General features: G+C 60.7%; 17 protein-coding genes. 6 read left to right on the top strand and 11 right to left on the bottom strand.

The annotated features are described in order from the left end of the window. Positions 1 to 68: 68 nt before the first annotated feature. Positions 69 to 671 (bottom strand): nicotinate-nucleotide adenylyltransferase, encoded by a 603-nt coding sequence (locus tag G3256_RS02380; protein ID WP_169639317.1) that lies wholly within the window; start codon positions 669 to 671, stop codon positions 69 to 71. A 284-nt stretch (positions 672 to 955) separates the two neighbouring features. Between G3256_RS02380 and G3256_RS02375 the strand changes: the two genes are divergently transcribed. Further along, positions 956 to 1,564, top strand: coding sequence for an ankyrin repeat domain-containing protein (locus G3256_RS02375; RefSeq protein WP_169639316.1), 609 nt, complete (start codon positions 956 to 958; stop codon positions 1,562 to 1,564). A 118-nt stretch (positions 1,565 to 1,682) separates the two neighbouring features. Next, on the top strand, positions 1,683 to 3,338 hold the full coding sequence (gene ettA / locus G3256_RS02370) for an energy-dependent translational throttle protein EttA (protein ID WP_169639315.1): 1,656 nt from the start codon (positions 1,683 to 1,685) through the stop codon (positions 3,336 to 3,338). Between the two features lie 230 nt (positions 3,339 to 3,568). Here the strand turns inward: ettA and G3256_RS02365 are convergent, their stop codons facing one another. After that, positions 3,569 to 3,883 (bottom strand): hypothetical protein, encoded by a 315-nt coding sequence (locus G3256_RS02365; RefSeq protein WP_169639314.1) that lies wholly within the window; start codon positions 3,881 to 3,883, stop codon positions 3,569 to 3,571. Positions 3,884 to 4,005: 122 nt separating this feature from the next. Here G3256_RS02365 and G3256_RS02360 point away from each other — a divergent pair, with 122 nt between their 5' ends. Both G3256_RS02360 and G3256_RS02355 read left to right on the top strand, forming a co-directional pair. Beyond that, positions 4,006 to 4,530 (top strand): lipocalin family protein, encoded by a 525-nt coding sequence (locus tag G3256_RS02360; protein ID WP_169639313.1) that lies wholly within the window; start codon positions 4,006 to 4,008, stop codon positions 4,528 to 4,530. 125 nt (positions 4,531 to 4,655) lie between these two features. Further along, positions 4,656 to 5,138 (top strand): histidine phosphatase family protein, encoded by a 483-nt coding sequence (locus G3256_RS02355; protein ID WP_169639312.1) that lies wholly within the window; start codon positions 4,656 to 4,658, stop codon positions 5,136 to 5,138. Here G3256_RS02355 and G3256_RS02350 read toward each other — a convergent pair. Next, a complete protein-coding gene (locus G3256_RS02350) occupies positions 5,135 to 5,599 on the bottom strand; it encodes a DUF2938 domain-containing protein (RefSeq protein WP_246227724.1) in 465 nt (154 codons plus the stop codon). The genes G3256_RS02355 and G3256_RS02350 overlap by 4 nt on opposite strands. A 499-nt stretch (positions 5,600 to 6,098) precedes the next feature. Here G3256_RS02350 and G3256_RS02345 point away from each other — a divergent pair, with 499 nt between their 5' ends. Together G3256_RS02345 and G3256_RS02340 are read left to right on the top strand one after the other, a co-directional pair. Then, positions 6,099 to 6,344, top strand: a complete 246-nt coding sequence (locus tag G3256_RS02345) for a hypothetical protein (protein WP_169639310.1) — start codon at positions 6,099 to 6,101, stop codon at positions 6,342 to 6,344. Positions 6,345 to 6,570: 226 nt separating this feature from the next. Next, on the top strand, positions 6,571 to 6,777 hold the full coding sequence (locus G3256_RS02340) for a cold-shock protein (RefSeq protein ID WP_007117950.1): 207 nt from the start codon (positions 6,571 to 6,573) through the stop codon (positions 6,775 to 6,777). 86 nt (positions 6,778 to 6,863) lie between these two features. Here the strand turns inward: G3256_RS02340 and G3256_RS02335 are convergent, their stop codons facing one another. The 8 genes from G3256_RS02335 to G3256_RS02300 form a co-directional block, all read right to left on the bottom strand. Then, complete coding sequence (locus G3256_RS02335) at positions 6,864 to 7,127, bottom strand: hypothetical protein (RefSeq protein ID WP_169639309.1); 264 nt, start codon at positions 7,125 to 7,127, stop codon at positions 6,864 to 6,866. Positions 7,128 to 7,248: 121 nt separating this feature from the next. Continuing rightward, positions 7,249 to 8,229 (bottom strand): ABC transporter substrate-binding protein, encoded by a 981-nt coding sequence (locus tag G3256_RS02330; RefSeq protein ID WP_169639308.1) that lies wholly within the window; start codon positions 8,227 to 8,229, stop codon positions 7,249 to 7,251. A 44-nt stretch (positions 8,230 to 8,273) separates the two neighbouring features. Then, positions 8,274 to 9,116 (bottom strand): ABC transporter permease, encoded by an 843-nt coding sequence (locus G3256_RS02325; protein WP_169639307.1) that lies wholly within the window; start codon positions 9,114 to 9,116, stop codon positions 8,274 to 8,276. Next, a complete protein-coding gene (locus tag G3256_RS02320; RefSeq protein WP_169639306.1) occupies positions 9,113 to 9,976 on the bottom strand; it encodes an ABC transporter permease in 864 nt (287 codons plus the stop codon). The genes G3256_RS02325 and G3256_RS02320 overlap by 4 nt, the downstream gene beginning before the upstream one ends. Before the next feature lie 66 nt (positions 9,977 to 10,042). After that, positions 10,043 to 10,873, bottom strand: coding sequence for an ABC transporter ATP-binding protein (locus G3256_RS02315; protein ID WP_169639305.1), 831 nt, complete (start codon positions 10,871 to 10,873; stop codon positions 10,043 to 10,045). A gap of 4 nt (positions 10,874 to 10,877) precedes the next feature. Further along, entirely contained in the window at positions 10,878 to 12,338 is a 1,461-nt protein-coding gene (gene hydA / locus G3256_RS02310; protein WP_169639304.1) for a dihydropyrimidinase, read from the bottom strand. 78 nt (positions 12,339 to 12,416) lie between these two features. Beyond that, a complete protein-coding gene (locus G3256_RS02305; RefSeq protein WP_169639303.1) occupies positions 12,417 to 12,740 on the bottom strand; it encodes a hypothetical protein in 324 nt (107 codons plus the stop codon). After that, on the bottom strand, positions 12,737 to 13,987 hold the full coding sequence (locus G3256_RS02300) for a Zn-dependent hydrolase (RefSeq protein WP_169639302.1): 1,251 nt from the start codon (positions 13,985 to 13,987) through the stop codon (positions 12,737 to 12,739). The genes G3256_RS02305 and G3256_RS02300 overlap by 4 nt, the downstream gene beginning before the upstream one ends. Positions 13,988 to 14,012 lie beyond the last annotated feature (25 nt).

Below are 14,012 nucleotides of genomic sequence, written 5' to 3'. Positions count from 1 at the left end.
CTCACTGCGCGCACCTGCACAACAGGGCGTGATATCACAAATCTGACAATCATCCCGGGTGTTGCCGGTCAGCCGTTCCAGCCGCCCGCCGCGCGGATTTCGCTTGATGACTGGGCTATCATCGGGACGTTGACAAAACACCAGGCCGGCGCCGTCGCGTGTGCCAGCCGCTGGCTTTCGCGCCCCGGTATACGGCAGGTATCATAGACGCGGGCCGCCCGGCTCATCCGCGCGGAAATTCTGTCGCCCGGGCGGGCAAGCACCCCCAGCGGCACGGTTTCAACGATCTGCCGCCAGTCCTGCCAGCGGTGCAGCTGCGCGAGATTATCCGCGCCCATCAACCAGACAAAGCGTACGCCGGGATAAAGCGCGCGCAGCGCAGCAAGCGTTTCGGCCGTGTACCGCGTGCCCAGACGCGCCTCGATGTCGGTGATCTGCACGCGCGGGTGCTGCATCACAGCGTGGGCGCGCGCCATGCGGCTTTCCAGGGGTGCAGGCCCCTGCGTTTTGAGCGGATTTCCGGGGCTGACCAGCCACCACACACGGGTGAGACCAAAGCGCTTGAGCGCCTCAACCGTGATGTGCACATGCCCGCGATGCGCGGGATCAAACGATCCGCCCAGAAGCCCGATGACCTCGCCGCTTCGCGCTATGGGAAACCCCTGCCGCACGCCTGTCGCTCTCCCCTGCGCTGTCCGGATGCTTTTGAACGGCGCGCGCGCAGTTTTGTCAATGGCATGGCTTGCGGGGCGCGTTCCGGCATCGCCTCGTCTGTTGTTTCAGTCGACGGCGTCGCTTCCCACGGTGCCGCTACCGTTTCGGGCGCGTCTGAGCCGGTCACCCCGACGCCGGTTCTGGCGGATGATGTCACAGTTTCGCCGCAGAACGCCTGCATCCTGGCGCTGCCCCGCCCGTTCGACATATGCCGCCCCCATACGCCAGAGAAGAGATTCTTATGCCTTCCGAGCAAACCGACCCTGCAATCCGTGCCTGGATGAATGCCTTTGACGCGTTTCAGACTGCGGATATCGCGCGCCTCGAAGAGCTCACTCACCTGAGTGATTTCCCCCTTGGCACCGATGGGTGGCTGAACCACCACTGGCTTTCAACGGCAATCGAAAGTGCTGTGCCCGAATCCGTCGCCTGGGTGCTGAGCAAAAACCCAGACGTGCATTATATGGATGACGAAGGCTTTACCGCCCTGATGGCCGCCCTTCAGACCGAAGCCGATGCGCCGCACCGAACCGACCGGTCTGACCTGCGCGATCCCGTCAAAGCCGCAGCGGTGACCTGTGAGATAATCGATCTGCTGCTCGCGGCAGGCGTCGATATCAACCAGCGTGTGACCCTTGGGGTAACGGCCCTGCATCGCGCTGCCGCGTGGTCCTCTCCGGCTGTCATTCGTCACCTGCTGGACAACGGCGCCGACCCCGATGTCATGGATGAGGACTATGTGCCGACAAACGCGCTCGACACAGCGCGGGCCATGAAACGCACCGAAGTCGCGGCTCTGCTTGAAGCCGCCATGCGCACCCAATCGAAAAAGCTGAAAAAACGCACCTGACAGGGCGTACTGCAGGACCGTGACGCGCGGTCTTCACCGTTTCGCACATTGCTCATCATTTGCAGCTTCGCTATCACTCCCGGCAACTCTTCGCACAGGATGAATCAGGAGCATTCCCATGGCCGCCTATCAGTACGTTTATCACATGTCCGGCGTCTCAAAGACCTATCCGGGCGGGAAAAAATGTTTTGAAAACATTCATCTGAACTTTCTGCCGGGTGTGAAAATCGGCGTGGTTGGCGTCAACGGCGCGGGTAAATCCACGCTCATGAAGATCATGGCGGGCCTCGACACAGAGTTTCAGGGCGAGGCCTGGCATGCCGAAGGCGCCACTGTCGGCTATCTGCCGCAGGAACCGAAGCTCGACCCGGAGCTCACCGTACGCGAAAACGTGATGCTCGCCGTGGCGGACAAAAAGGCGGTCCTTGATCGTTATAACGAGCTTGCGATGAACTACTCGGATGAAACCGCAGACGAGATGGCGAAGCTGCAGGATCAGATCGACGCGGACAACCTCTGGGATCTCGACAGCCAGATCGATGTCTCCATGGAAGCGCTGCGCTGTCCGCCGGATGATGCTGATATCACGAAGCTTTCAGGCGGTGAAGCGCGCCGCGTGGCACTCTGCAAGCTGCTGCTCGAAGCCCCCGATATGCTGCTCCTCGACGAACCGACCAACCACCTTGATGCCGAAACCATCGCCTGGCTGCAACAACACCTGATGGATTACAAAGGCACGATCCTGATCGTCACCCACGACCGCTATTTCCTCGATGATATCACGGGCTGGATCCTTGAGCTCGATCGCGGCAAGGGCATTCCTTACGAGGGCAATTATTCCGCCTGGCTGGAGCAGAAAGCCAAACGCCTGGCGCAGGAAGCCCGCGAGGACAAATCGCGCCAGAAAACACTCGAGCGCGAACTTGAATGGATGCGTCAGGGCGCCAAAGCCCGCCAGGCAAAATCCAAAGCCCGGATCAACGCCTATAACGAGATGGCCGACCAGTCTGAGCGCGAAAAACTGGGCCGGGCGCAGATCGTCATCCCCTCCGGCCAGCGTCTGGGCAGTAAGGTGATCGACGTCACCGGCCTGAGCAAACATATGGGCGACAAGCTGCTGGTCGAGGGGCTCGATTTCTCCCTGCCCCCCGGCGGCATCGTCGGCGTAATCGGCCCCAACGGCGCGGGCAAATCGACGCTCTTCAAAATGCTCACCGGGCAGGAAAAACCCGACGCGGGCACCATCGAGATGGGCGACACGGTGGATCTGTCCTATGTGGATCAGTCGAGGGATGATCTGGAGCCCGGCGCCACCGTCTGGGAGGCGATTTCGGGCGGGGCGGAACTGATTGAGCTTGGCGATGCCGAGGTGAACTCCCGCGCCTACTGCTCGTCGTTCAACTTCAAGGGCGGGGACCAGCAGAAAAAAGTCGGGCTTTTGTCGGGCGGTGAGCGCAACCGCGTGCACATGGCGCGGCTGCTGAAATCAGGCGGCAACGTGCTGCTGCTCGACGAGCCGACCAACGATCTCGACGTGGAAACCCTGCGCGCGCTGGAAGACGCCCTCGTGGATTTCGCCGGCTGCGCCGTGGTGATCAGCCACGACCGCTTTTTCCTCGACCGGATCTGCACGCATATCCTCGCCTTCGAGGGCGAAGCGCATGTGGAATGGTTCGAAGGCAACTTCGAGGATTACGAAGAGGACAAAAAGCGCAGGCTTGGCGCGGATGCTCTTGAGCCCAAACGGTTGAAACACAAAAAGTTCGTGCGGTAACATCGACCATTGCAATGCTCTGAAGCAGATCGCGACGCGGAAACAGTGTGACCAGAAAAGACATTGAGACAAAGTTCTGCGCTGAGCCCTTGATGCGGGCTCGGCAGGCTGAGCCTACACCACCGGATCAGACGAAATTATCTGATCTGACATCTGAGTACCAACGCGAAGAAATACAAACCGGCCTGGTTGAACACTTATCCAAATGATGCGTGCCGCGTTGCAGAAGTTTAAAATTCAATCCCGGCAGAGCTGTACCGCGACTCAGCAGCGATGGCCCGGATGCGTTCCTGTACATCGTGATCCATGTCGGACAGGTTTCGCGTGGGCCTGCGGCGCGCCGTACGCCAGCGCCGGATCGCGATCACCGCTAAAGCGCCGCCGCCAACCGCCAGCACGGGCAGCGAGAGCAGAGCAGCACCCGCCAGCAGAACGGCAACAATCCCGAACGCCATCGGCATGCGCGGCCATTTTCGTGAAAGAAGAGTGCACCCGCCCAGAAAGACCAGCGCCATCGCAGGGAATAGTGTTTGTGCCAGCGTCATCGCCTGCCCTCCACATCTGTCCTGTCAGGCTGCAAGGATAGGCGCTGATACAACCGCAAGCAACCCGCCGCCCGACCCGGTGTGAAAAACAGAAACAGATGAATTCAGCACACGGAGCCCCCATGCGCACCCTCCTCCTCGCCCTCACTCTCCTCACCGCCTGCGGAACGCAGTACCGCGACACCGGCGCCCCGATCACGGCACAACAGGATTTCGACGCCGCCCGCTATCTCGGCACCTGGTATGAGATCGCGCGATACCCTGTGCCTTTTCAGAAGGGCTGCACCGCCACCACCGCCACCTATGGCGCGGTGGATGCTGATACCGTTTCCGTGCTGAACCAGTGCCGCGAGGACCGCCCGGACGGACCGCTGAAAGAGATCGCCGGCACGGCGGATATCACAGGGCCCGGGCAGCTGAAGGTGCAGTTTGCCTCGGTGCCCTTCATCCGCGCGCCCTACTGGGTGCTCTGGGTCGATGATGCTTATGAGACGGCGGTCGTGGGCGTGCCCAACGGCCGTGCCGGCTGGATCCTCGCGCGCAGTCCGCAGATCTCTGAGGCGCGCCGCAGCAAAGCCAACAGCGTGCTTCGGCAGAACGGCTATGACCCGGCACAACTTTTCGAGGTGCCGCACGCGGCACCCTGATCCCCACCGCCTGCCCGGCACGCAGACAATCATCAAAACAAGGCAGTTAAACATCGGCACGAGGACCGGCAACCGATCTGGCAAAATCCTTGCTTACGTTACGTCATGCAGCCACAGTGACAGGCATGATAACCCGCCGGACCCTGATCGCTGCACTTCCGCTCGGTTTTGCGGCCTGTACCCTGCCTGATGTCTCCCCCTCGGCCCGCACAACTGTCATTATGATCCGCCATGCGGACAGAGCCGGTGAGGTGCTGAACTCAAAGGGGATCGCACGCGCCGCCGCGATGCCCGCAGCCCTTGCGCGATATGATCTCGATGCGATCTATGCACCCGACATTCAGCGCAACCTTGATACGGCGGCGCCGCTGGCCACAGCCACCGGTCTGCCGGTCACCGTTATCGTGAAAGAGCAGGCCGGCGCGCGCATGACCGCCGACTACCCCGACGGCACGGTGATCTGGGTCGGCAACAAGGGAAATCTGCGCACGATCTGGGCGGAGCTTGGCGCACCCGGGCAGCCTCCGCAGGAATACGGCGAGATCGGCGTGATTGAACTGCAGGGCACCGGACGCCACCGCGTGACGCGCCTGACCGTCGGTCCTTAGAAGAGCATCGCGCCCATCCAAAGACCGACCCCGAAAACCGTATGCGCGATCAGTCCGAGCACCCGCGCTTTTGTCGGGTCAGGAGTTTTCGATGCCGCCATTCCGAGGCCGAGGCCCGGTTGCAACAAAAACCAGCCGAACCCGAGCATCAGGATCGAGAAAAGCCACGCCGGGAGCAGCGTCGGCGCCGCGAGCCAGTCCGGTCCCATGATCACGGCGAGGAGTACGCCGTAAGCCACGCCAACCGAGTAGTGAAAAACCCAGCCGAGAGTGTGTTCGGACGCTACCGCTGGCGCATCGCCGATGCTGTCGTGGAAAACGCGGGACGGCAGATGCCCGACCCAGCGGCCGACCATCGCCCAGTCCGGTGCCGGAATGCCCGCGACCCGGCTCAGTGTCAGTGCCCACAGATCGAGAAGCACGGTGGCCAGCAGCCCCATCAGTATCCCGGTGATGATCATCATTTTCTCCCTGCGCCTGACCGCACCCTGCCAGCACGGCGTCCGGATGACCAGCATGACGGGCACAGCAGGGTCCGATCAGGCCTCATACCCTGAAAAAAAGGCGGACCGGTCTGCACCGGCCCGCCGAGGGGAGAGACTGCGCGCAGCGGAAGATATCTGCGCCGCAATCTTCAGAGGTCGTCAGGCCGGTGGCTCACCAAAAACACCGGCCCGGGAAGCAAAAACGCGCCGCCCGTCTGCGCAGCTAAGCACCGGTTGCGGCAGAGGTCTGTGACCCAGGTCACACAAGCCGGTGATTCTGCAGGTCCGGCGATATCCGGCCCGCGCAACGGCCCCAAGCCGGCCAGGACGTTGTCAAGTCGCGGAATTAACCTAAGGGCGAATTTTTGTGCCCCCGGAAAAGGCCCCAATCAATTAACGGATGCCCCAATTTCGCCGCAATAGTCAGACTTTATTAACCCGAAGGCCGTAGTTTGTCCGACGAAAGGGGTTAAAGATGGCTGTTATTTCAACTCTCCTCGGCGGCGTATGCGGCTTTTTAACTTTTGTCACATCGTTGATTTTCTTTGACGTTTCACTGCCCACGGCCTTCGGTCTTTACGTTTTGTCAGGACTTTGCGTAACCCTGGGTAGTATTACGCTTGTCCTTGCGATGCGCAGCCTGCCGGCTTTGCTGCATACGCATAAAGACATGCGCGGGGCTGCTGCTATGTCCCCGGCAGCCAGCGCACACCGCCGCTGACCTCACCATCAGCGCGCAGGAGAACACAGTTTTTGTCGCTTTTCCGCGCAAACGCAGGGTGAGTCAGCGCCGGACTTGAACGGAGGGAAAGTTTCTGCCATATGACGCAGTGCTAAGTGAATCTTTGTCGACCTGCTCTCCTCTACACGGCGCTCAGTCTTCGATCCAGACCAACCGCGCCAGGCTGTCGCACTCAGCGGACAGCATTAATACAGGAGACACGGATATGGCCACAGGCACCGTGAAATGGTTTAACACCACTAAAGGCTTCGGCTTTATTGCACCCGATGGCGGCAGCAAAGACGTTTTTGTACACATTTCTGCAGTCGAGCGCGCCGGTCTGACCGGCCTCGCAGACAACCAGAAAGTGACCTTCGACATCGAAGCAGGCCGCGACGGTCGCGAATCCGCGACAAACATCGCGCTGGCCTGATCAGCACAGAGTTCTGACGAAAACGGCGCCCCTGAGGCGCCGTTTTTTTTTCTTCACAAATTGTCGCGCTGAGAGCGCAGGCCGCGTCAGAGCAGCACCTGCCAGATCAGCAGGCTGGGCACCAGAAACGCGAACAGAATGCAAAAGAGCTTCGCGGCGTGGCTGATGCGCCCGAACAGGCCTTTCCCGAGCGCACCGCTGCCATACCCCATCGCAGACGAAATAACCGCGTGCCCGCTGGCCGAACGTCTGTTGCGTTCCGCAGCAATCGACGCCAGCGCCGCTTCGTTCACCCGCGCCTGACGTTCCTTTTCAGACAATTCCGTTTCCAGATTTTCCATGTTGCTCATTTATGTCCTCATGCTCCCGTGGCTGTAGCCTGACATGGTGTCTGACCCGGCAAAGTCCACCCCGCAGCAGCAAAAAGGCCGGCTTTAACACCGGCCTTTCTCAGATACGCGCCAATAACAGTCAGTTCAGCGCTTTGTCCGTGATATCATGCGTCCATGCCCCTTCAGGCATCTTCGTGATCATGCCACCCTCCATGGTGATCTGTGCGGACCGGTCAAAGGCTGCCTCATCCAGGGTCCCGTCAGAACCGGCCGTCAGTTTTGCGATCTCACCCATCATGCGCTTCTGGTGCTTTTCGGTCTGCGCGCCGGTCTGGTCGTTCTCAAGCACGATTTCCGCAGCCTCATCAGGGTTCTCCTCGGCGTATTTCCAGCCCTTCATGGAGGCTCTTACAAAACGCACGAGTTTCTCTGCCTCAGCAGGGTCCGCCAGCTTCTCTTCGGTGGTGTAAAGACCATCTTCCAGCGTCGAAATGCCTTCGTCCTCATATTTGAAAACGACGAGATCCTCCGGTGTGAGACCCGCATCGATGACCTGCCAGTATTCATTGTAGGTCATGGTCGTCGCGCATTCGACCTGCTTCTGCAGCAGCGGGTCTACGTTGAAGTTGATCTTCTGAATGGTCACACCACCCTCGGATCCGTCCGTGGCATAGCCCAGCTTGCCCATCCAGGAATAAAGCGGGATCTCATTGCCAAAGAACCAGGTGCCCAGCGTATGGCCGGGGAAATCCTCGGGCGAATTGATCTCATGCTCTTTCAGACAGGTCAGCATCAGGCCCGAGGAGGCGAAGGGCTGCGCGATGTTCACAATCGGCGCGCCCTTTTCACGCGCGGCAAGCGCCGAGGGCAGCCAGTCGACCATCACATCAGCACCACCGCCCAGCAGCACCTGAACAGGCGCGATATCCGGGCCGCCCGGCTTGATCGTCACGTCGAGGTTTTCTTCCTCGTAGAACCCTTTATCAAGCGCCACATAATAGCCCGCGAACTGCGCCTGGGTCACCCATTTCAGCTGCAGCGTGACCTCATCGGCGGCATGGGCGGCAACGCCCCAGACACCCAGCGCCGCCCCTGCGGCCAGTTGTGTTACTCTTTTCATTGTACTCTCCTTTGTTGGTCGTCTTTTTTGTTATCGTTCTTCATTCAGTGGCGCTGGGACGGGTGCCAGAAGGTCACCGACCGCTCAATCAGCGCAATCACGCCGTAAAAAGCAGAGCCCGTGATCGCCGCGACCACAATCTCTGCCCACACCAGATCAAGCGCAAGCTGTCCGACCGAAGTGGATATCCGAAATCCCATTCCCCGGATCGGTGAGCCGAAAAATTCAGCGACAATCGCACCGATCAGCGCCAGCGTACTCGCAATCTTCAGCCCGTTGAAGATAAATGGCATCGCCGCAGGCAGGCGCAGCCTCAGCAGTGTGGTCCAGTAGCCCGCCGCCCATGTCCGCATCAGATCGCGCTGCATAGACGATGAGGCGCTCAGCCCCTGTACAGTATTCACCAGCATCGGGAAAAACACCATGACAACCACAACTGCGGCTTTTGACTGCCAGTCGAACCCGAACCACATCACAAGGATCGGCGCGAGGCCGATCACCGGCAGAGCCGCCACAAAGTTACCAACCGGCAAAAGGCCCCGTCGCAGAAAATCATAGCGGTCCACAAGAATGGCGATGAGAAACGCCGATCCGCAGCCCAGCACATAGCCTGTGAGCGCGCCCCTGATCACGGTCTGCACAAAGTCTTCCCACAGGATCGATGTCGAGGCGGCAAAGCGCGCCGCGATGGCCGAGGGGGCAGGCAGCAGCACCGGGCTGATCTCAAACCCGCGCACGACCCCTTCCCAGACGGCGATCAGCGTCAGGCCGAAAATCACCGGAATAATCAGCGAGGTAAACCCCGTTGCAGGCCGCGCCGCAAGCCGGGCATTGAGCCACCACCCCCCGGCCCAGACCAGCAGGGCAAAGATCAGCCAGCCCGTCATGCCATCCCCATCCGGTTCAGGGTAATTCGCTGTATCAGCCCGATCAGCCCCACGAGCGCCGCTGCCAGCGCTGCCGCCATCAGCAGCGCGGACCAGATCTGGATCGTCTGACCGTAATAACTCCCCGCCAGCAATCTTGCCCCCAGACCCGCCACCGCCCCGGTGGGTAACTCGCCGACAATCGCGCCAACAAGCGAGGCCGCCATGCCGATCTTCAGCGAGGTAAAGAGGTAAGGCATCGAGGCCGGCAACCGCAGCCGCCAGAAGGTCTGTGCGCCTGATGCACTCCAGGTGCGCATCTGATCAAGCTGCATCTGATCAGGGCTGCGCAGCCCCTTGACCATGCCGACCACGACCGGGAAAAACGACAGATACATCGAAATCGTGGCCTTGGGCAGCAGCCCCGAAATCCCGGCCGCATTCAGCACCACAATGATCATCGGCGCGATGGCAAGGATCGGAATGGTCTGGCTGGCGATGACCCAGGGCATGACACTGCGATCCATCGTACGGTTATAGACAATCCCCACCGCCAGCGCGATCCCGAGCCCGGTCCCCAGGGCAAACCCCAGCAGTGTTGCACTCAGCGTGATCCACGAATGATAGACCAGCGAGCGTTTGGAAGTGATCTTCTTCTGCGCAGTGGTCTCCCAGATCTCCACCACCACCTGATGCGGCGCCGGCAGCTTCGGCTTGTCCTGGCTCCAGGTATCGGCAATCAGCATCTGTGTGCTGAGCTCCGTCCCGCTGCGCGCCGCCTTGTCATAGGCCCAGGCCGCATTAAGCCAGACAGCCGCCGCATACCAGATCACAAAGATCCCGCAGACAACGGTCAGCACTGGTACCACGGATCCTCTCACTCAGCCCCCGCTTTCTCTGGCTCGAAAATATCCCTCCCGGAGGGCCGGGTTCCGCATGCACCGCCATCAGTCATCGACATGCCCCGCACGCAGCCCTTCCCGCACCCGGTGCGCCACATCCAGAAACGCCTGTGTATCGCGGATCTCCAGCGGTCGCTCGGCCGGCAGCGGGCTTTCGATCACATCGGTGATACGCCCCGGCCGCGGTGACATCACAACGATGCGCGTAGACAGATACACCGCCTCAGGGATCGAATGGGTCACAAAGGCAATCGTCTTTTCGGTGCGCGCCCAGAGCTTCAGCAACTGCTCGTTCAGGTGATCGCGCACGATCTCATCCAGCGCACCGAAAGGCTCATCCATCAGCAGAATATCTGCATCAAAAGCAAGCGCCCGCGCAATCGACGCGCGCTGCTGCATCCCGCCCGAAAGCTGCCAGGGGTATTTGCGCTCAAACCCGTCAAGTTCCACAAGCTCCAGCACCCGCTTAACCCGTGCGTCCTGATCAGCACGGTCATAGCCCATGATTTCCAGCGGCAACCGCACATTCCCGCCGATGGTCCGCCAGGGATAAAGCCCCGCCGCCTGAAACACATAGCCATAGGCCCGCGCCCGCCGCGCCGCCTCAGCGCTCACGCCATTCACGGAAATCTCACCGCCCGTGGGGTGTTCCAGATCGGCCATACAACGCAGAAACGTCGTTTTCCCACAGCCCGAGGGCCCGATAAAGCTTACGAACTCGCCGCGCCTGATATCGAGGTTCACGTCTTTCAGCGCATGCACCGGGCCGTCACCGGTGCGGAATGTCAGATCCAGTTGCCTGGCGCTGATCACACTTTCCTTGCTCACGAACTGCCCTTCCCCTGCCCCGCACGCACCGGCGGGGTTGTCTTTCATGGCCTCAGATCCCGGCCGGAATATTCATCGGATCCCGTTTTATCATCTTCGGCGCGGTCAGCGCTTTCCATTTGCTCAGCGCCACAGAAGCACTGGCAAAGGCAGGCCGCGGAATGAAACGCCCGCGCCCCGGGTTGGGCTGCGAATTCTGCCCCCAGGCCCAGATGACCTCGCCGCGGTTGAGCGTATAGCGTGACTGCGCCTTCACCTCAAATCCCTCAAAGACATTATAATCCAGCACCGAATGGTGATTGGCCGGGCTGATCGTTTTGCTGATCTTCGGGTCCCAGACGACGATATCGGCATCCGCCCCCTCCACCAGCGCGCCCTTGCGCGGATAAATATTCAGGATCTTCGCCACATTCGTCGAGGTACAGGCGACAAACTCATTGGGCGTCAGCCGCCCTGTCTCCACTCCTTCAGTCCAGAGCACTGCCAGACGCTCCTCCAGCCCGTTTGAGCCATTGGGAATGATCCGGAAATCATCCCGTCCCGCGCGTTTCTGTTCCGTATTAAAGGCCGCATGATCCGTGGCCACCACCTGCAGCGATCCCGCCTGCAACCCGGCCCAGAGACTGTCCTGATGGTCCTTGCTGCGGAACGGCGGCGACATGACCCGGCGCGCGGCGTGGTCCCAGTCCTTGTTGAAATACTCCGATTCGTCCAGCGTCAGGAACTGAATGAGCGGCTCGCCGTAAACCCGCATGCCCTTCTGGCGCGCCCGCCGGATCGCCTCATGCGCCTGCTCGCAGGAGACATGCACCACATAAAGCGGCGTGCCGGCAGCATCGGCAATCGTGATCGCACGGTTGGCGGCTTCACCCTCGAACTCGGGCGGGCGGGAATAGGCATGGCCTTCGGGCCCGGTGATCCCCTGGTCAAAATACTTCTGCTGCATTTCGGCCACCAGATCACCGTTCTCCGCATGCACCATCGGCAGTGCACCAAGCTCGGCACAGCGCTTGAAGGAGGCGAACATCTCATCGTCCTCGATCATCAGCGCACCCTTATAGGCCATGAAGTGCTTGAACGAATTGACGCCCATCTCCACGGCGTCCTTCATCTCGTTAAAGACGTTCTCATCCCAGCCCGTGATCGCCATGTGATAGCCGACGTCCGAACAGATCTGGGGTGCCGATTTGCGGTGCCACTCATTTATCGCGTTCTTGATCGATCCGTCCTCGCCCGGCAGACAGAAATCCACCACCATCGTGGTCCCGCCCGCAGCCGCAGCCCAGGTGCCGCTTTCAAAGGTTTCGGCGGCGGTGGTCCCCATGAACGGCATCTCCAGATGGGTGTGCGGGTCAATGCCGCCCGGGATCACATAGGCGCCTTCGGCATCGATATATTCGTCGCCCTTCAGATCCTCACCAATCTGTCTGATCGTTTCGCCCTCGATCAGCACATCCGCTTTCCACGTCCGGTCCGCCGTGCAGACCATACCGCCTTTGATCACCTTGCTCATCTTGCATCTCCCATCTCAGCGGCCGCTTTTCTTACGGCCCTTATGTCTCAGGCGTCGGGCGGCATCGCGCCCCCGGGGTCACACGGACCCGAAACACCCCAGCGCGGACCCGTGAACACCAATATCCAGTGGCCCGAAATCACTCTCAGCGCAGAGCGAAAAATATCCCGCAAGCGGCATGTAAACCACCCGGTAATCTCCGTCGCCCCGCGTCACACTCCAGCAGGTCTGTACCAGCCCGCCGGAGAAATTCACCGTCACTTCGCGCGGTGGTCGCAGTGCCGTGCGCAGGGCGGCTGCAATCCGCTGTTGCGCCATATCACGCCCCGCCCCGGCCTCCGACATCTCCGCCTCAATCAGCGCCGAAATCCGCTCCGGCACCGACAGATCCGGTGCGATCATCCTACAATCTCCGCCGTCTCCACCACAGCATGCATCAGAACATCCGTGCCCGCCATGGCCCATTCTCTGGAGATTTCCTCGGCTTCATTATGGCTCAACCCGTCCACGCAGGGACACATCACCATCGCTGTGGGCGCCACCCGGTTGATCCAGCAGGCATCATGCCCGGCACCGGAAATCAGGTTCATATGGCTGTATCCCAGACGCCCGGCGGCGTTTCGCACCGCCGTGACGCAACCCTCGTCAAAGGCCACCGGGTCAAACCCGCCGACCTTCTCAAAGCTGATCTCCAGCCCCATGTCATCACAGATTTTCTGCGCCTCGACGCGCAGCCGCGCCTCCATATCCTCAATAACACTCAGATCAGGAGAGCGGAAATCAACCGTAAACACCACCTTTCCCGGGATCACATTGCGCGAATTCGGATAGACATCGATATGCCCCGCCGCGCCCACCGCATGCGGCTTGTGCGACCAGGCGATCTCATCGACCTTTTCCAGCACCCGCGCCATGCCGAGCCCTGCGTTTTTGCGCATCGGCATCGGGGTGGAGCCAGTGTGGCTGTCCTTGCCGGTGATGGTCACTTCGGTCCAGCTCAGCCCCTGACCGTGGGTGACGACACCGATGTCTTTGCCCTCAGCCTCGAGGATGGGCCCCTGTTCGATGTGCAGCTCGAAAAACGCGTGCATTTTGCGCGCACCTACCTCCTCATCGCCCTGCCAGCCGATGCGTTTGAGCTCATCGCCGAACTTTTTGCCCTCCGCATCAACACGGTCGTAGGCCCAGTCCTGCGTGTGAATGCCCGCGAAAACGCCCGACGACAGCATCGCGGGGGCATAACGCGTGCCCTCTTCATTGGTGAAATTCGTCACCACAATCGGATGCTTTGTTGTGATATTGAGATCGTTCAGCGTACGGATGATCTCCAGCCCGCCCAGCACACCCAGCACGCCATCGTATTTGCCGCCCGTGGGCTGCGTATCAAGGTGGCTGCCCACATAAACGGGCAGCGCATCCGGGTCCGACCCCTCACGGCGCGCAAACATATTGCCCATCTGGTCAAGCCCCATGGTACAGCCCGCAGCCTCGCACCAGCTCTGGAAAAGCGCGCGGCCCTCACCGTCCTCATCGGTCAGCGTCTGGCGGTTGTTGCCGCCCGCGACCCCGGGTCCGATTTTGGCCATTTCCATCAGCGTGTCCCAGAGACGGTCCGGATTGATCTTCAGATTCTGCCCGGGCGCTGTCATGTCCGTTCCTTCCTCGCAGGCCCGC

Origin of the sequence: Roseobacter ponti (assembly GCF_012932215.1) — a bacterium.
Lineage (GTDB): Bacteria > Pseudomonadota > Alphaproteobacteria > Rhodobacterales > Rhodobacteraceae > Roseobacter > Roseobacter ponti.
Note: the sequence above shows the minus strand (reverse complement) of the source record. Positions and strands in the feature narration are given on the sequence as shown.